12 protein-coding genes and 3 pseudogenes are annotated in these 18,207 nt (G+C 44.5%); 13 read left to right on the forward strand and 2 right to left on the reverse strand.

Going from position 1 to position 18,207, the window contains the following annotated elements; translation table 11 throughout:
* Positions 1–53 precede the first annotated feature (53 nt).
* Positions 54–296, forward strand: a complete 243-nt coding sequence (locus NSTCB13_RS06180) for a hypothetical protein (protein WP_448271715.1) — start codon at positions 54–56, stop codon at positions 294–296.
* A 5-nt stretch (positions 297–301) separates the two neighbouring features.
* Here NSTCB13_RS06180 and NSTCB13_RS06185 read toward each other — a convergent pair whose 3' ends face one another.
* Positions 302–436 carry a hypothetical protein gene (locus NSTCB13_RS06185; RefSeq protein ID WP_448271716.1) on the reverse strand — a complete coding sequence of 45 codons (135 nt, stop codon included), beginning with the start codon at positions 434–436 and terminating at the stop codon, positions 302–304.
* Between NSTCB13_RS06185 and NSTCB13_RS06190 the strand changes: the two genes are divergently transcribed.
* The 11 genes and pseudogenes from NSTCB13_RS06190 (at position 435) to accD (ending at position 15,109) form a co-directional block, all read left to right on the forward strand.
* Positions 435–761, forward strand: coding sequence for a nucleic acid-binding protein (locus NSTCB13_RS06190; RefSeq protein ID WP_448273137.1), 327 nt, complete (start codon positions 435–437; stop codon positions 759–761). The two genes, NSTCB13_RS06185 and NSTCB13_RS06190, sit on opposite strands and share 2 nt — an antisense overlap.
* 34 nt (positions 762–795) lie before the next feature.
* On the forward strand, positions 796–4,950 hold the full coding sequence (locus tag NSTCB13_RS06195) for an ATP-binding protein (RefSeq protein WP_448271718.1): 4,155 nt from the start codon (positions 796–798) through the stop codon (positions 4,948–4,950).
* A 461-nt stretch (positions 4,951–5,411) separates the two neighbouring features.
* Complete coding sequence (locus NSTCB13_RS06200; RefSeq protein ID WP_448271720.1) at positions 5,412–6,005, forward strand: CheR family methyltransferase; 594 nt, start codon at positions 5,412–5,414, stop codon at positions 6,003–6,005.
* Positions 5,956–6,144, forward strand: a pseudogene (locus tag NSTCB13_RS06205) (CheR family methyltransferase); the annotation flags it as partial. The gene NSTCB13_RS06200 and the pseudogene NSTCB13_RS06205, both read left to right, overlap by 50 nt.
* A gap of 15 nt (positions 6,145–6,159) precedes the next feature.
* On the forward strand, positions 6,160–6,684 hold the full coding sequence (locus NSTCB13_RS06210) for a PAS domain-containing protein (protein ID WP_448273237.1): 525 nt from the start codon (positions 6,160–6,162) through the stop codon (positions 6,682–6,684).
* Between the two features lie 714 nt (positions 6,685–7,398).
* Positions 7,399–7,941 (forward strand): hypothetical protein, encoded by a 543-nt coding sequence (locus NSTCB13_RS06215; protein WP_448271721.1) that lies wholly within the window; start codon positions 7,399–7,401, stop codon positions 7,939–7,941.
* A gap of 111 nt (positions 7,942–8,052) precedes the next feature.
* Positions 8,053–10,804 (forward strand): annotated as a pseudogene (locus NSTCB13_RS06220) (cation-translocating P-type ATPase).
* A 197-nt stretch (positions 10,805–11,001) separates the two neighbouring features.
* Positions 11,002–12,090 carry a 3-isopropylmalate dehydrogenase gene (gene leuB / locus NSTCB13_RS06225; RefSeq protein WP_445628795.1) on the forward strand — a complete coding sequence of 363 codons (1,089 nt, stop codon included), beginning with the start codon at positions 11,002–11,004 and terminating at the stop codon, positions 12,088–12,090.
* Between the two features lie 90 nt (positions 12,091–12,180).
* The gene (locus tag NSTCB13_RS06230) at positions 12,181–12,441 is read left to right on the forward strand and encodes a hypothetical protein (protein ID WP_094347451.1); all 261 of its coding nucleotides are present in this window, start codon (positions 12,181–12,183) and stop codon (positions 12,439–12,441) included.
* A gap of 253 nt (positions 12,442–12,694) precedes the next feature.
* Positions 12,695–13,522, forward strand: a complete 828-nt coding sequence (locus NSTCB13_RS06235) for a prepilin peptidase (protein ID WP_445628796.1) — start codon at positions 12,695–12,697, stop codon at positions 13,520–13,522.
* A 635-nt stretch (positions 13,523–14,157) separates the two neighbouring features.
* A pseudogene (accD, locus tag NSTCB13_RS06240) lies at positions 14,158–15,109 on the forward strand (acetyl-CoA carboxylase, carboxyltransferase subunit beta).
* 210 nt (positions 15,110–15,319) lie between these two features.
* Here the strand turns inward: accD and NSTCB13_RS06245 are convergent.
* Complete coding sequence (locus tag NSTCB13_RS06245) at positions 15,320–16,747, reverse strand: MFS transporter (protein ID WP_448271722.1); 1,428 nt, start codon at positions 16,745–16,747, stop codon at positions 15,320–15,322.
* A gap of 223 nt (positions 16,748–16,970) precedes the next feature.
* Here NSTCB13_RS06245 and NSTCB13_RS06250 point away from each other — a divergent pair, with 223 nt between their 5' ends.
* Positions 16,971–18,191, forward strand: a complete 1,221-nt coding sequence (locus tag NSTCB13_RS06250; RefSeq protein WP_448273138.1) for an ABC transporter substrate-binding protein — start codon at positions 16,971–16,973, stop codon at positions 18,189–18,191.
* Positions 18,192–18,207: the final 16 nt, after the last annotated feature.

An 18,207-nucleotide genomic window follows, 5' to 3' on the forward strand; every position in this document is an offset into this window, starting at 1 on the left:
TAAGAAAAATTTGAAACTGCTAACGGTAAAACCTACTTACGAGGATGCTTACTATGAGCAAAGAAGAACAATTACTCGAATATTGGCGCGAACTCTCTTCGGAAGCGCAAGATAAAGTGCTTGAATTCGCACAATCCTTAAAACCAGAGCTGGAGTTTGTTCCGCAAACCCCCCTTGGTAAGAAGTTATGGGAAATTCGCCAACGCATTGTTGCATCAGGCGTTCCTCTGTTGAGTGATGAAGAACTCGAACAGGAACTCGCAGAGCGTCGCGGCGGCTGGCGCGAAGTAGATTAGATGACTCAAACTTTTATCGATTCTGGTGAGGCAGCGCGGTCTTGGGGGTTTCCCCCATGAGCGACTGCCGAACCCCGAAGGGGTGTACTGATTGCGGCGGCTCGTGCCAATACAATTCGTTCATTTGCTGCGCTTGGCATCCTCAACGATCGCGAGCGGGAATTTGCTTCAAGCGTCTTTGTTCAGCTAGAAACCTTACCTAAAGCAATCTATAACAAACAACAGGCAGAAGCAGAGTTCTATGAATCTTTTTTTAGCAGTGTTACCCTTTGGGCAACGAATCTAGAGCAAATTGTCCAAACTGGAAATCGCATTGCCTCTACCTATGGTCTAGCCGCAATAGACGCGCTTCACATCGCTGCTGCGCTCTCTGTTGATGCAGAAGAGTTTGTGACCACTGAAAAAACTACAAAACCAATGCATCGAGTTACAGAAATTCAAATTGTTTCAATAGCTAGCGAGTGAAATTCTTGCAAAATTAGCCAGAGTTATAAGTGCGATGGAACGACCTCAAACAGAAACAGTCACCCTAGAGGATATTGTCATCACCCAAGAGTTGTCCCGGCGAAACCCTCGTCCGGCAAACTTAGCTTCGGAAAATCAAGCATTGCATACGTTGGCGCGGCAGTTGGTAAATCAGCCGGAGACGATGCTCCAGAGTCTAGTTGACATGGCACTAGAATTGTGCAATGCCCAAAGTACAGGGGTCAGTTTACTTGAAGTATTGCCAAGTGGTGAAGAAGTCTTTCGCTGGAATGTGTTGGCAGGAGCGTTAAAACAGTACGTAGGCGGCACTATCCCTCGCAACTTTAGCCCCTGTGGAACTTGCCTCGATCGCGGTACACCTGTGCTTTATTCTTATCCGGAACGCTATTTCACGTACTTTCAGGAAGCTAAAACCCCTTTTGTTGAAGGGTTGGTGTTGCCTCTGATTGCTGACAACAAAGCACTCGGCACAATCTGGATTATATCGCACGATGAACAGCGACACTTTGACAGTGAAGACGTGCGGGTGATGACGAGTTTAGCAAACTTTACTGCGGCTACCCTGCTTTTGAATCACCGACAAACAAAGGAACTGCTAGCTGCCAACGCTGCCTTAGAAGCCGAAATTGTGCTGCGCAAACAGGCACAAGAACGATCGCGCGCTTTGATTGAGAATCTGCCGGGTGGAGCTGCCTTTGTCGTCGATCGCGAGTTGCGCTACTTGCTGGCTGAAGAAGAAGCGTTGTCCGCTGCTGGATTCAAAAGCGAAGATTTTGTCGGAAAAACGATTTTCGAGGTACTGCCGCTCGAATTAGCAGCAACTTACGAGGTGTTTTACCGTCGGGGGCTAGCTGGTGAGTCGTTTGAACACGAACATGACGCACACAATCGCTCATTCATCTCGCGCGGAACGCCGTTGCGTTCTGTTGACGGTGAAGTTTATGCAGTGCTTGCCGTTTCCTATGATATTACTGAGCGCAAGCTTGCCGAGGAGTTGTTACGCAAGAGCGAGGAGCGGCAGTTCTTCCTGCTGAAACTCAGCGATGCGCTGCGATCGCTTGCCGATCCAGTTGACATTCAGCAAACAGTAACCCGAACCGCCATGAATTACTTTGGAGCGGACAGGTGCTACTACTGCGAAATCGAGGATGGCAATGCCATCATTCGACGCGATACCGTCCGTGGAGATTTGCCGACCGTTGTCGGTGTGTATCCGCTCTCGAACTTTGCCATCTTGCAAGCTGTGGTGGATAGAGGTCGTCCTTTTATTGTTCGGGATGTGCATACGACCGATACGGTGGACGAAGATGTTAGGCAGCTTTGCATACAGTTGCAGGTGATTTCCTATGTCAATGTGCCCGTGATTAAAAACGGCAAGTCGGTAGGCATCTTTTGTCTGGTTCAAAGCACGCCCAGAGACTGGACAGATATGGAAGTAGAACTGGCAACAGAAACCGCCGATCGCACCTGGGCAGCCGTCGAACGCGCCCGCGCCGAAATCGGGTTGCGCCAATCAGAAGAAAAATATCGGCTGCTGTTCAATTCGATCGCCGAAGGTTACGCCCTCTGCGAACTGCTGTATGACGACGATGAAAGAGCGATCGACTGGAAAATTTTGCAGGTCAACCCAGCGTTCGAGTCCCTGACTGGACTGCGCGATGTCGCAGGTAAAAACGCCACTCAACTGAATCAACCGTTGAATCAGAACTGGCTGCAAACCTTTGGCACGGTAGCTCAAACAGGCGAATCAACCCGGTTTGAACACTACATCGACAGTGTAGATTACTGGTTCGAGATTTTGGTGTCGCGCATCAACGAAGATAAACACCACATTGTCGTCGTATTCAACAACATTACCGATCGCAAACAGGCAGAAGCCGATCGAATTCGCCTGATTCAGGAACAAGCTGCCCGTCAACAAGAACGCCAACGCGCCGAGGCTCTGGCAGACCTCGATCGTGCCAAAACAGCTTTCTTCAGCAATGTGAGCCATGAATTCCGCACGCCTATAACGCTGTTGCTGGCTCCTTTGCAAGATGCTTTAAGCGATCGCACTCATCCCCTGCCTCAAGAACAAAGCCTCCGTTTAGAACTTGCCCAGCGAAACGCCGTGAGGCTGCTGAAACTAGTTAATACCCTGCTCGACTTCTCTCGCATCGAAGCCGGACGCATGGAAGCAGTTTATGAACCGACCGACTTGGCAACGTTCACCACTGAGTTAGCCTCAGTGTTTCGTTCCGCCATTGAAAGGGCTTCTTTGCGGCTAGTGGTCGATTGCCCACCTTTAGCCGAGCCTGTATACGTAGACCGCCAAATGTGGGAGAAAATTGTGCTTAACTTGCTCTCCAACGCCTTTAAGTTTACCCTAGAAGGCGAAATCGCCGTCAGGCTGCATCTTGCCGATCGGCGTCATGTAACGCTACAGGTAGAAGATACAGGCACCGGGATTGAGCCGGAAGAACTGCCCCATCTGTTTGAAAGATTTTATCAAGTGCGAAGTACAAAAGCCAGAACTCATGAAGGGTCTGGTATTGGTCTAGCTTTGGTGCAGGAATTGATCGAGATGCATGGCGGAACTATAGATGTGAGCAGCACTGTAGGACAAGGAAGTTGCTTTACCGTCACAATTCCATTAGGGACAGCACACCTGCCAAGCGTTAGCGTTAGCGAAGCGGTAGCGACGTTAGGAGCGTCAGCGGGGCGCAATAGCGCACGTCGCCTACGATTTGACGTAGGCGAATCTCCTTCGGAGACGCTTCGCGATCGTATCATAGCAACACGCACCCTGACATCAACTGCATTAGGTGCAGCCCCTTATGTTCAAGAGGCAGAGCGCTGGTTGTTGCAAGATAGCGATACAACAGAAGTAGGGGAAGCAGCTGCAAAAACCATTTCGGCGAACCCAGAAATCATTTCGGCGAACCCAGAAATCATTTCGGCGAACCCAGAAATCATTTCGGCGAACCCAGAAATCATTTCGGCGAACCCAGAAATCATTTCGGCGAACTCAGAAATCATTTCGGCGAACCCAGAAATCATTTCGGCGAACTCAGAAACTAAAACTTCTTCCCCACCTCCCTCAACCTATGTCCTGATTGTCGATGACAACGCCGATATGCGCGATTACCTCAAGCGGATATTAAGCGATCGCGATGTTGAAGTTGAAGCCGTTGCGGATGGAGCAGCGGCACAGGCTGCTATTACCGAACGAGTACCTTCTTTGGTTCTTTCTGATGTGATGATGCCACAGGTGGACGGCTTTGAGTTATTGAAAGCATTGCGTGCCGACGCCCGGACAAAAGAAGTACCCATCATCCTGCTGTCTGCCCGTGCAAGAGAAGAGTCTGTAATTGAAGGGCTTCAAGCTGGGGCTGACGATTACTTAATTAAACCCTTCTCGGCCACCGAACTTGTCACCCGTGTTTTAGCTCATCTCCAAATGGCACAGTTGCGATCGCTTGCACTCCACCAAGAGAAAACAATTAACCGGATGAAGGATAAGTTTTTAGCAGAAGTTTCTCACGAACTCAATACCCCCCTAGTCGCTATTCTTGGTTGGACTCGCTTACTCCGTAGCAGCCAGCCAAGTCTTGCCATGTTAACGAAATCCCTGGAAGCGATAGAACGCAATGCTACTCTCCAAACTAAACTCGTTCAAGATTTGCTCGATATCTCGCGTATCACTGCGGGTAAAATTAACCTCAATCCAGAGCCAGTTGAACTGCAAGAAGTGATTGAAACGGCGATCGCTACAGTGCATCAATCTTACCAAACCAAAGATATTCACTTAAAGTGCACGCTTGCTCCTTTACCAGTAACAGTTCAAGGCGATCCACACCGTTTACAACAAATTGTCTTAAATTTACTGACTAATGCTGTCAAATTTACTCCTACTGGGGGAAAAATTGAAATTAGTCTGCAAACTCATGAAAATCAAGCCCAGATTATATTAAGTGACACTGGCTGCGGCATAGATTCTGAGTTTCTACCACACATTTTTGACGCATTTCGTCAAGCAAAAGGCACAAAAAAAGGACTAGGGTTAGGACTGGCGATCGCACGTAACCTCGTAGAACTCCACGGTGGTACTATCTACGCCCAAAGTGCAGCAGTCGGGCAGGGTGCAACTTTTATTGTCAACTTACCGTTGAGTGGTAATAGCATTTAAGCCTTAGAGCTGATTCGTAAAGAAAATCTGAAGGATACTCAACTCGTTACTAGGTCTGAGTTTCAGCGAATAAGTATTTTTTTGACTCAAATTCCTGAAATCCTTGCAAGACAAGTACTTTACTTGAGTTTACAAATTAGCTCTTAAGGCAGTTTTTTAGTACTTCAAGTTTGTTGTATACTAAATGATTCCTTTCTAGCTTCAGAAGAAATACTAATTATTTAAAATTTAAAAATATTAATCAAATAATACCAAGTTGTGATAGATAGTATTATTTGCTTGAAAGCTAGTCCAGCAGCGCTTAGATACTAAACAATACTAACTTTGGCAACTTGGTATTATTTATATTTAACATTAATAATACATTATTTTGACAGATTTCACTGAGTACGGCTAACGATGCCTTTTTACATTAACTTCAGTGCTTCAGTAATTATTTAGCAACACAAAAAAATAATAACATGAATAAATCAATTTGCCAGCAAGAGTTAGAGACTTTATTAGATTACCTTCAGCAAAATTATACTTATAATCTGGAAGATTATAACCAGCTGAATTTAATAGCTCAGTTACAAGACCGGATGCAGCAATTAAAAATTGAGAAATATAGTAAATACTTGCAATACTTACAAGATCAACCCGAAGAACTTAATGTTTTAATTAACACCATTTTAAAGAATTCCACCGACTTGTTTTCTAAGCGCGATTCTTGGGATTATTTAGCTAACAAAATTATTCCCCAAATTATTAAGAGCAAGCATCCAGACGAAAGAATTCGAGTTTGGGTTGCTGGCTGTGCTTTTGGACAGGAAGCTTATGCAGTGAGTATGTTGTTAGCAAAAGCTCTGGGTATGGAGCAATATTTGGAACGAGTGCAAATTTTTGCCACGGATATAGAAGAAGACGCGCTCAAACAGGGGCGACAAGGTAGTTATAGTGACTCGGAGCTAGCAGACATTCCCTGTAAATTTTTGTCTGACTACTGTAAGCAAATTGGGTCGATTCATGTTTTTTGCTCCGAACTGCGTAGGGTCAATCATTTTTGGTCGCCATGACTTAGTTAAGAATGCGCCCATATCTAAAATTGACCTGCTTGTGTGCCGCAACATCCTAAAGTACTTCGACGTAAAAACTTACGCAACTATTCTACTTCGCTTTCATTTTGCCTTGAACAATAATGGTTTTCTTTTTTTAGAAAAAACAAAAAACTTGACTAACGACAAACAAATCTTCATCCCCGTTAGTATGAAGCATTCGATTTTTACTAAAGCAGAGAATCTCAGTTTGCAAAAATACTTGCAGATTCGACCTGAGTCTGCCAAAAAGAAAGTACCCGACTCTCCAGTTTCTGAAATTATCCACTTCTGGCAAGCTGCTTTCCAAAACAGCCTATTTGCCTTACTTGCAGTCGACGCTCGTGCTTGCCTAATTCTGGCTAACGAGCAAGCTTATACCTTATTTGGTCTCAAAAATGACGATCTAGGTGTGCAAATGCAAGATTTAGAAATAGGACAAATTGTAAATTTTAGAGAATTGATGAAGCGGTTAAATCGCGATCGCTATTTGATAAGTGAAAAGAACATAGAGTGGACAACTAGCCACAGCACTCGTTATTTCGATATCCACATTACACCAATAATAAAACCGAGTGGTAGCCTAATTGGAGCAAATCTCACTTTTATGGCAACACCTTCGCCAAATTGCAAGGATTTAACGCCTGTAAAAATCAGATAAATACGTTCTCCAGAAATAAGCTTGGCAAAATGGGTTGATAATCAGCCCTATCTTCATACTTTTATTTTGGCGAAGGTATAGCAAAGTGCCGATCCCAATTCTAATATCCCCCTTAATCCCCCCGATATATTGGCTACCGTGTATACACAAGTCAAATTACCCCCCTTAATCCCCCCTTATAAAGGGGGGAAATAATAAATCTTGTTCCCTCCCCAATACATACGGGGAGGGTTAGGGTGGGGTAAAACCACGTTCAAACCCAAATTTCCAACTATTTCAGACGTGTGTATACCCCGTAGCTTCACCTGACTTTTCACGGTATCTGAAAAACCTCTCTTCTATTTCTCTCTCCTTCCCAACACGGGAAGGGGGTTAGTTTTTCGTGGACTTTTCTACATAACGTGAAAAGTCAGGTAGCTTCACAAGGTGAGGGTTGGGGAGGGGTAATTCAAGGATTTTTGCAAGAGGTGCTAATTACTTCATTCATCTGTGTTGTCTTTTAGCTTAAGTGATAAATGTGATTCAAAAATGAAAATTAAGTAAGATAAACAATTTATTCACTTTTCATTCACATTTATCAGTAATCCTGAAAGAGAAGCAGCAGTTCGGCAACCTAATATGACTCAAAATCAAGCTAAAAACTCTAACTTTATACTATTTAGATATTAATAATTTTTCATTTTTCACTTAATTATTTATATAGGAGAAATTGTGATGAATTTACATTCAGTTAAATATGCAATAGGCATCATTTCTACCCGTCAAGCGGCAACACAGGTGCTTAATGAACTCAGAGCAATTGACTTTCCTATGCAACAAATTTCTGTGTTTCCTTTAGACTCTAAACACGAAAAGTTGTATGGGGATGCTAATGCGGATAAACATATCATAACTCCGAGCCAAGGTGCCAAAGCAGGCGCAATTACAGGAGGAACAGCCGGGGGCTTTCTGGCACTAACAGTTGGACTTGGCGTATTAGTTATTCCCGGTTTTGGGCCAGTATTAGCGGTTGAATCTGTGCTGGGTACATTGCTGGCAGGTGGAGCAAGTGCAATTTTGGGCAGTGTATATGGTGCATATCAAGGTTGGTTTGCTCCCGAAAGGCAAGCTACGCTCTGTAAGCCAACCACCTTCCAAGAAGAACTTTTGGTGAAGGTAGAGGGAACAGCAGATGAAATTTTGCAAGCAGAATTGATTCTTAGTTACTGGGGTGTGCGAGAGTGGCATATTTACGAACCTAGCAAAAGATTCTCGTAATCACACCAATTTCAAAAATCAAAGGTACAGATTCAAAAAGAAATTTTTACTTAAATCTGATGAGTATTAATTACGAATTAGTTTAACGGTTACTTCAATTTGGAGATACAGATGACAGCAAATACGATCGCTACAAATACTTTTGCTCAGACAACAGAAGATTTACTCAATTATGAATGGCATACTCTGAGCGAACAAAAGGTTGTGCAAACGTTAGCCAGCCATCCGGAAGCGGGTTTGAGCCATGAAGAAGCTACCACCCGACACCAGCAAATGGGTGCAAATCAATTGAGTAGTAAAAAAGGAAAAAGTCCTTGGCTGCGATTTCTAGAGCAATTTAATCAACCACTACTATATATTTTGCTGACGGCGGGAGTAATAACGCTGCTGCTGCAAGATTGGCTAGATGCAGGAGTAATTTTTGGTGTCACCCTGATAAACGTTATCATTGGCTACATTCAAGAATCGAAAGCAGAAGGTGCGATCGCTGCTTTATCCAAAGCTGTCACTACCGAAGCAACTGTGATTCGCAATGGTCAAAAAACTCGTTTGGCTTCGACTGAACTTGTTCTAGGTGATTTGGTACTGTTGGCATCTGGGGATAAAGTACCCGCCGATCTGCGGCTATTAAGTGTGCGTGGCTTGCAAGTTGACGAGTCTGCCTTAACAGGCGAATCCGTTCCGGTGGAGAAAGTAACTCAATTGTTGGATGTCGAGACACCGTTAGCCGAACGCAGCAATATGGTGTATGCCGGAAGTTTCGTCACCTTTGGACAGGCAGAAGGGATTGTAGTCGCGATCGCAGATGCCACCGAAACTGGGTCGCATCTCCCAATTAATTGAAAGCAGCACAAATCTGAAAACACCGTTAACACGAAATATTGACAAGTTTAGCAAAAGCTTGTTGTATGTGATTTTAGGTTTAGCTGCTCTGACATTTGCAGTCGGATTAGGACAAGGCGAATCTTGGATTGATGTTTTCAAAGCGACTGTGGCTTTGGTAGTCAGCGCGATTCCCGAAGGATTACCTGCGATCGTTACCGTCACGCTGGCGATCGGAGTTTCCCGGATGGCACGACGTAAGGCGATTATTCGCAAGCTACCTGCTGTGGAAACCTTGGGAAGTACCACCGTTATCTGCTCTGACAAAACTGGGACGTTAACTGAGAATCAGATGACGGTTCAAAAGATTTATGTAGGTGGACAACATTACACCGTTAGCGGTATTGGTTATGCGCCAGACGGTGAAATCCTGATCGATGGACAGCCTGTTGATTTCAATGCAGATGGACATATTGCTCTTTGGGAATCCTTAGAAGCAGGATTGCTCTGCAATGATTCTCACATCGAATGGGGAGATGGACAGTGGAACTTAGTAGGAACCCCAACTGAGGGAGCATTGATTACGGCTGCCAATAAAGTGGGAATGACGCAAGCCAATCTAGAGCAAGAATTACCCAGAATAGACACTATTCCCTTTGAGTCTCAATTCCAATACATGGCGACTTTGCATGAATTGGATGTAAAACGCCGGCTGAATGTGATTTATCTCAAAGGTTCTGTAGAGGCAATTCTCCAACGATGCGATCGGATGTTTGATGCTCAAGGACAACTCGCTCGTCTCAATTCTGCCACAGTGGAAGAAGAAGTTGCTGGTATGGCAAACCAAGGGTTACGAGTGCTAGCTTTTGCCAGCAAAGAAGTTGCCACTAAGCGATCCTTGGATCGTAACGATCTCGATCGAGGACTGGTGTTTCTGGGACTTCAAGGCATTATCGATCCGCCGCGCGAAGAAGCGATCGCCGCAGTAAAAGCCTGTCAATCTGCTGGAATCCAGGTAAAAATGATTACAGGCGACCATGCACTAACAGCAGCTGCGATCGCCCGTCAAATGGGAATTTGCTCGACTGAAGCACAAGTTTTCACCGGACAGCAATTAACTCAGATGGATGAAAAAGAATTCACCCAAGCAGCTGAGGAAGGTATGGTATTTGCGCGAGTTGCGCCAGAACAAAAATTGCATCTGGTAAAAGCATTGCAGTCTCAGGGTGAAATTATTGCCATGACTGGAGATGGTGTCAACGATGCTCCCGCTCTCAAACAGGCAGATATTGGTGTAGCGATGGGCATAGCCGGGGCAGAGGTTGCCAAAGAATCGGCGGATATGCTGCTAACTGACGATAACTTCGCCTCAATCGAAGCTGCTGTGGAAGAGGGACGTAGTGTTTATCGCAACTTACGAAAAGCGATCGCCTTCTTGCTGCCGATCAACGTTGGCGAATCTATGACGATTTTGATTGCTATTCTTCTAGCAACCGTGCTTCCCATCTTACCAATCCAAATTCTCTGGTTGAACATGGTCAGTTCAATAGCATTAATTGCCCCCCTCGCCTTTGAGCCAAAATCTGGACAGGTGATGCAACAACCACCGCGCAACCCCAGAGAAAGACTTTTATCGGGTGGATTGCTCCAGCGCATCATCGCGATTTCCGTCTTCAATTGGGTAGTAATTTTTGGGATGTTTCAATGGATACTTCAAACTACAGGCAATGAAGCCTTAGCTCGCACGATGGCGATTAATGGATTGGTGGCGGCAGAAATCTTTTACCTGTTAAGCATTACCCAGTTTTTACCATCTCTAGTCGTGAGATTCCAAGGTAAACGCACACCTGTAGCCTATGCACCTGCGATCGGAATTGTGGCTGTGGTGATTTTACAATGTCTGTTTAGTCAGTGGGGCATGATGAATCAAGTGTTTAACACCACACCTTTAACATTTATCCAAGCTCTCATTTGTATGGGTGTAGGTTTGCCAGTAGTCTTCATAGCTCTGATCTTGCAGCGTTTCGATCCGCTCAACTAGGGATATAGGACTTTTTTGGTAGTTTCATCCAATACCAGATGATTACCTTAGAGCCTCACCCAAATAAATTCAGGACTTACGCAAAAATACGCGAAAAAGCTTACAGCTATTTTCAGTCCTAAAATTAAAAACTCCATCAGTACATTTTGCTAGGTATGATATTTGATCTGAAAGCATTTACCTAGTAATAACCAGCTATGACTCAGAACTACCGCATTACTCTACTCCCCGGCGATGGCATTGGCCCTGAAATTATGGCAGTGGCGGTAGATGTGCTGAAAGTCGTAGGGAAGCAATTCGATCTGAAGTTTGAATTCCAAGAAGTTCTCATCGGTGGTGCAGCAATTGATGCCACCGGGGAACCCCTACCATCTGCCACTCTAGAGGCTTGCCGTAACAGTGATGCTGTGTTACTCGCAGCCATTGGTGGTTATAAGTGGGATTCTCTGCCATCCAATTTACGTCCAGAAACAGGTTTGTTAGGGTTACGTGCCGGTTTGGAATTATTTGCCAATTTGCGCCCAGCGAAAATTTTGCCCCAGCTAATCGACGCTTCAACTTTGAAACGCGAAATTGTCGAAGGCGTGGATATTATGGTGGTGCGCGAACTCACTGGTGGGATTTACTTTGGTAAACCCAAAGGTATTTTTGCTACAGAAAACGGTGAGAAACGTGGTGTAAATACGATGGTTTACACCGAATCGGAAATTGAACGCATTGGGCGAGTGGCCTTTGAAACAGCCCGAAAACGCGGTGGAAAACTTTGTTCAGTAGATAAAGCGAACGTATTAGAAGTATCTCAGTTGTGGCGCGATCGCATCACCCAACTTTCTACCGAATATCCAGATATCGAACTCTCTCATTTATATGTAGATAATGCTGCTATGCAGTTGGTACGCGCTCCCAAGCAGTTTGACACCATTGTTACAGGCAACTTGTTTGGCGATATTCTCTCTGATGCTGCTGCCATGCTCACAGGTAGTATTGGGATGTTACCTTCAGCTAGTTTGGGCGCTTCTGGCCCTGGTGTATATGAACCAGTTCATGGTTCCGCCCCAGATATTGCTGGACAGGATAAGGCAAATCCTCTAGCACAAGTTTTGAGTGTGGCGATGATGTTACGTTACGGTTTAGACCAACCAGAAGCGGCAGATCGCATCGAACAAGGTGTACTGCAAGTTTTAGAGCAAGGCGATCGCACAGGCGATATAATTTCTCCAGGAAAAAATCTGCTTGGTTGCCGCGCTATGGGAGACTCACTCATCAAAGCGATCGAAGAAAAATAATTTTATATAGCAACTTGGGCAATTTGGCAACCTTTGCTATAAGTTTCGGGTAGACTAAAGGGAAATCTAGCAATCAAATAACAGTCGATAGTGTACGCATTACGACAAGGTCAAGTAAATTTTACCGCCCCAAAGAACCAATCGCCTTTGATTGATCCCTCTGTAATTAGAGCTGCTGGGCAGATATACTATACTCACTGTGAAGTCCATCCCGAAATAGCAGGGCAACCTTCCGGTGTAGCAATTAATCGTGTGACTCATCGAGGCAAGGTTATTTTTACTAACCAACCAGTTCTTTTACCTCAAGAGTGTTTTGTGCCCTTAAGTCAAATTGAATCCCACATGTATTAGTCATTGGTCATTGGTCATTGGTCATTTGTCATTGGTCATTGGTCATTGGTCATTGGTCATTGGTCATTGGTCATTGGTCATTAGTCATTGGTCACTTGTACAGAGTTTCGACTGCGCTCAACTACCGCGTAGTCGTTGGCGCACCCTCTCCAAGAGATGTATTGGTCATTGGTGACTAATTATTGACAAATGACAAATGACAAAGGACAAATGACAAATGACAAAAGACAAATGACAAAGGACAAATGACTGTATGGACATTTTGTTCGCCATCCCGGCGAGTGTAATGGTCTTTGCTTTGGGTGCATCTATTGGTAGTTTTTTGAATGTTATTGTTTATCGCCTACCTGCTGGGTTGTCAATTCTTTGGCCGCCTTCTCGTTGTCCTAAATGCTTAAACCAGCTAAAAGCTTACGACAACGTACCAGTGTTCGGCTGGATTTCCTTAAAAGGGCGGTGTCGATATTGCAAAAGCAAAATTTCTGTCCGTTATCCTGTGGTAGAAGGGGTAACGGGCATAATTTTTTTACTAATTTTTTTGGTATTTCAAGTTTCGACTTTAACAATAGGCTATTGGGCTTTTTGCAGTTGGTTATTGGCGCTATCACTCATCGACTTAGATACAATGACCCTACCCAATCCACTGATTAAGTCGGGTTTAGTGGTGGGAATTTTGTTTCAAATGATAGTTGGTTTTCTACCAGAGGGTAGTTTTGTGGCATTGGTAAATCACCTTATGATCGCTATAGTTGGTGCAGTATTAGGCTTATGGCTGTTTGAAGCGATCGCCCTATTGAGTTCAATTGCCTTTGGTAAAAGAGCAATGGGTACAGGCGATCCCAAGTTAGCATCCATGATGGGAGCCTGGTTAGGCTGGAAATATTTGCTCTTGGCTAGTTTTATTGCCTGTGCGCTAGGAGCATTTATTGGCATCGGTATTTTGATTATGCAGCGATCGCGACAAAAATTAGGACAAAAGATCCCTTTTGGGCCTTTTCTGGCTTTAGGATCTGTGATTACCCTGTTTAGCGGCGAAGCCATTTTGTCTAGCTACCTGCGGTTATTTTTTCCAGCCTCTTGAATTGAAGTAGGGAGCAGGGGAGCAGGGAAGATGAGGGGGACAAGGGGGACAAGGGGGACAAGAGGGAATTATTGAACAAATCTCTCCCTTGTCTTCCCCCTCTTCCTTGTCTCCCTTGTCTCTTCTCCATGCCCAACACCCAATGCCCTATACCCATACCTAATGCTCTTTCATAAGAAATATTTATAATTCGTGACTGTAACCAACATTACCCCATCTGCCTTTCACATTTTGATAATATTCAGCTTGTGACTTGTATTACCCTCTTAACGACGATTAACCGTTGGCAAGTACAACTAGTGCAACAGATGCTGATTGTTCAAAACCCAGCAATACAAATAATTGATTAGGGTGGGAGGGGTAGAGCATCTTATTTGGAGGTTGGTATTCTCATGGTTTTGTCACTACGTCCATATAATTAAGTCTGCTGAAAAAAAGAGCAAGAGACTTGTATTGGTATAAGTATTTTCGTTAAGCTGGCAACCAAAGACGAAAATTAAGGTCTGAATTGCTTAAAAACGTAGTTTAACGATGTATTCATAAGTCATTAGTAAATACAAATGACTTATGACTTAGCACAACCAATACGGTTTGACATGTTTTCGACCTCATACCCACTTAAAATAAAATAAAAAATGGCTAACAACGAAGAATCACGTGGTTTAAAGTCTCTATTTGATTGGTTTGCAAATCGAAGGAAGTCAGGGCCTACCAGCCTCGAACGCCAAGAACGTGAAATTGCTGATGGTTTGTGGCATAAATGCTCTAAATGTGGCGTGTTGGCATATACAAAAGACTTGAAAGCCAATCAGATGGTTTGTGTCGAATGTGGTCATCACAATCGGGTAGACAGTGATGAGCGCATCCGTCAATTGATAGATAACAATACCTGGAAACCTCTGGATGAGCATTTGCGTCCGACTGACCCCGCTAGAATTTCGCGATCGCAAACCCTACAGCGATCGCTTGCGGGAAACACAAGATAAAATTGGCTTAATAGACGCAGTTAAAACTGGTTTAGGTCAAATCAATGGTTTGCCGATTGCCCTTGGAGTTATGGACTTCCGCTTCATGGGTGGTAGTATGGGTTCGGTTGTGGGAGAAAGACTCACCCGGATGATTGAGCAAGCCACTCAACGACGCTATCCTGTAGTTATCGTCTGCACCTCCGGTGGCGCGAGAATGCAAGAAGGTATGCTCTCTTTGATGCAAATGGCAAAAATCTCCGCAGCTTTACAGCGCCATAAAGACGCCCGATTATTATATATTCCTGTTTTGACCAATCCGACAACGGGCGGCGTTACCGCTAGTTTTGCAATGTTGGGCGATATAATTTTGGCAGAACCCAAGGCAACCATTGGTTTTGCAGGTCGGCGAGTGATTGAGCAAACCCTACGGGAAAAACTACCCGAAGATTTCCAGACTGCTGAAGATTTGCTCCAGCATGGTTTTGTTGATGATATCGTCCCCCGTACCCAATTAAAGAACACCTTAGCCCAGCTGATTGCTCTACATCAGCCTGTATTAACAACACCTCACATGGTGTTGTGGGAAACAATGTCCTTGACTTCTACCGCCGCAGAATAAAGTATGGGGCATGGGGCATGGGGCATGGGGCATTGGGCATGGGAAAGAGGCAGAGGGGCAGGGTGCGGGGGGCTGAGGGGAAAACTCTCCTCCCTTGCTCCCCTGGTTACTGAGCGCAGTCGAAGTATGCTCCCTGCTCCCTGCGTCCTGCTCCCTCCTCCTTGTCCTCCTTGTCCCCCTTGTCCTCCTCATCCCCCACTCCCCACTCCCTCATCCTCTGCTTGGCTCTTGAACAAACATGAGTGGAACAAGGGCTACTAGTCGAAATATGCCTGAGAGGGCAAATAAGCCCAGTAAACCTCCAGACTGAGTAAATTGCACGAGAAAGCTGCCTATAGTTGTGCCCAAAGCACCACTTGCTCCAGCAACGGCAGCTGCGATCGCAAAATAGATAGACTGATTTTTAGTTGGTGCAATGCTCAATTGGATATTGTTGCTGCACAAGTCAATCGCCGCCCAAGTACCTCCAATCAAGATGTGTAGTAGTGGCAACCACAACCAGATATCAAGGCGATTTACACCAATCCCCAGCCACAAGAGTGGTGTAACTCCAACCAAAATCCCAATACAGATGAGGATGGGACGATTACCTATCTTGTCTGCTAATTTTCCCCACAGAATAAGCATCAGCAAAGTTGCCCCCGCCTGAAGGCTATTGTAGATAGTCACATAGCTGACATCTAAATCCAGCGTGTCGAGCATATAGAGGTTAAAAAAAGGACTGCTGAGGTTAACAGCAAGCGTCCAGAAGCTGAAATACAGCAGAAATACCAAAAAGTTAGAGTTTTTCCAGATGCTGTTAGCTGACTGTTCTTGTGGCAAATGAATTGATTGAAGTATTTCAGAAGATTCATCTTTTGCAACCTCGGATTGAATCTCACTGGTTTGTGAGGACTTGCCATAATAAGTGTTTTGCGATCGCGGATTCATATCCACCTGGAAATACTGACACCCCAATCCCACAATCCCAAACACAATACTTAGCAGTAGAACTACACCATAACCTTGGAGAGTTCCCCCATACCAATGCGATACAACTAAACCGGCCATTGGTACGCAAATCAAATTAGTGAGACTAGCAGCACTATTGCGTGTCCCAAAATACCTGCCTCGTAATCGTCGGGGAACTATCATTGCCACCCAACTGAGCCACGATGCTGTTCCTAATCCTCCTAAAAGACTACTGAATAGAACAATCAAGAGTGTCAATATGACTAACTGGTGAGCATCAATTACTCCCAAGCTGGCGCTGACAATACCAATTACTAAAATCAGCCATAGCAGCCGACCAATTCCGTGTGTCCGAAGCGAATATTGAAAGCGGCTGGTGCTGCGTTCCGACAAGTAAGCACCCAACGGCTGAATAAGATTGACCAACATGGGAATAGAAGACAGCATCCCAAATACCACTGGACTAGCACCCAATTCCACCAATAAATTGCTGAGTAAAATCCCGCCAGTTCCCAGAGAATAAACCGATGCTAAGACAGAATCCGCAGTAGAAGCTTTTAAACTAGTGCGAATAGTATCCTTGGAAATTCGAGAGTTTGAAGAGATTGCTGTTGGTGGTGAGGCAGTCTGGGTAAATTCCAGGATCAGTGGCGCAGTTGTTTCAATCTGAACAGAATCCGTAAACATAGATTATGGGTGAAGTATCCTCTGATAAATCAGGTTGCACAAGAACTCAGTATGCTTCAATTAGCATCGCTGATAATTTTTCGTTATTTTAGCTTGCAATTTTTAACCAAAATTTCAAATAATTAAACATATCACTCCTTAATAACACAAGGTATGAGCAAGGAAAGAGACGTATTATTTGTCTGTGAACAATAAAGGATTATTTAACTTTTTGGCATTAGCGATGGCGATCGCGATCGCTATTATTGCTTGTCAAAGCCTACAATTGCCAAGCAAGCCGTTAGCATCTACCGCAGTCACCATCAAACTCAGTGGTTGGGGAGGCAATGTTGTTGAGCAAAAACTTTTGCAACAGGTACTGCTAGACTTTGAGGCACAGCATCCAAATATTAAGGTCAAATATGAGGCGATTTCTGACCAATACATGGATGTAATCAAAACTCGTTTGGTTGGCGAAGCAGCGCCTGATGTCTTTTATCTGGAGTCGGTAGAAGCTCCTTTTTTGATGAGTCAAAATGTTCTGGAACCGCTAGAAGCTTACATTACCCCTGAATTTGACTTAGCGGACTTTGAGAATAGCTTACTTGACAGCTTCAAATACCAGAACCATATTTATGGTCTTCCTAAAGACTATTCCACTCTTGCCCTGTTTTATAATAAAAAAGCCTTTGCCGCCGCAGGCTTGAGTAATCCGCCAGCTAATTGGGATGAACTACGCACCTACTCTAAGCAATTGACAGGTAAACTTAATAAATACGGCTTTGGAGAAATCCCAGAATTAGCGCGTCAGGCTTATAAAATTAAAGCCTTTGGTGGGCAAGCTGTCGATCGAAATAGTTATGCTACTTTTGCCAGCGAGGCAAGTTTACAGGGTTTAGAGTTAGTAGTAGATCAGTATCAAAAAGACCACTCCTCTGCTCAAAAATCTGATGTTGGCACAAACACAGGTAGTGAAATGTTTGGTCAAGGTAAAGTGGCAATGGTGATTGAAGGTAACTGGGCAATTCCCTATCTAATCGAAACCTTTCCCCAAGTAGAGTTTGCTACCGCACCAGTACCTGCTATTAATGATAAAAAAGGCACAATGATGCTGACTGTTGCCTACGTGATGAACAAGCAAGCACACCACAAAGCCGAAGCTTGGGAATTGATTTCCTATCTCACGGGTAAAGAGGGGATGCAAAAGTGGACAGGAACAGGGTTTGCTTTGCCAACACGTAAATCAGTGGCAAAGAATTTGGGCTATGACCAAGACCCATTGCGAGCGCCATTAGTAGCGGGGGTTAAATATGCTACACTCTGGCAGGTAGGTCAGTATCCAGGTGCGATCGTGAATAACTTTGATAACCAGTTTGTCAGCGCCTTGTTGGGACAACAATCATTAAAGCAAGCAATGCTAAAGGCAGAAAATGAAGCTAACCAGCAAATTAAGACGATGGAGTAAGCGATCTTTCTTACCT

The sequence above is a fragment of the Nostoc sp. DSM 114160 genome (genome assembly GCF_053470305.1).

Bases quoted from the DNA above. Each gene is read 5' to 3' on its own strand.
- NSTCB13_RS06245 (WP_448271722.1), bottom strand. From the start codon at position 16,747: ATGTTTACGGATTCTGTTCAGATTGAAACAACTGCGCCACTGATCCTG.
- NSTCB13_RS06215 (WP_448271721.1), top strand. From the start codon at position 7,399: ATGAATTTACATTCAGTTAAATATGCAATAGGCATCATTTCTACCCGT.
- NSTCB13_RS06200 (WP_448271720.1), top strand. From the start codon at position 5,412: ATGAATAAATCAATTTGCCAGCAAGAGTTAGAGACTTTATTAGATTAC.
- NSTCB13_RS06195 (WP_448271718.1), top strand. From the start codon at position 796: ATGGAACGACCTCAAACAGAAACAGTCACCCTAGAGGATATTGTCATC.
- NSTCB13_RS06250 (WP_448273138.1), top strand. From the start codon at position 16,971: ATGGCGATCGCGATCGCTATTATTGCTTGTCAAAGCCTACAATTGCCA.
- NSTCB13_RS06185 (WP_448271716.1), bottom strand. From the start codon at position 436: ATGCCAAGCGCAGCAAATGAACGAATTGTATTGGCACGAGCCGCCGCA.
- NSTCB13_RS06180 (WP_448271715.1), top strand. From the start codon at position 54: ATGAGCAAAGAAGAACAATTACTCGAATATTGGCGCGAACTCTCTTCG.
- leuB (WP_445628795.1), top strand. From the start codon at position 11,002: ATGACTCAGAACTACCGCATTACTCTACTCCCCGGCGATGGCATTGGC.
- NSTCB13_RS06235 (WP_445628796.1), top strand. From the start codon at position 12,695: ATGGACATTTTGTTCGCCATCCCGGCGAGTGTAATGGTCTTTGCTTTG.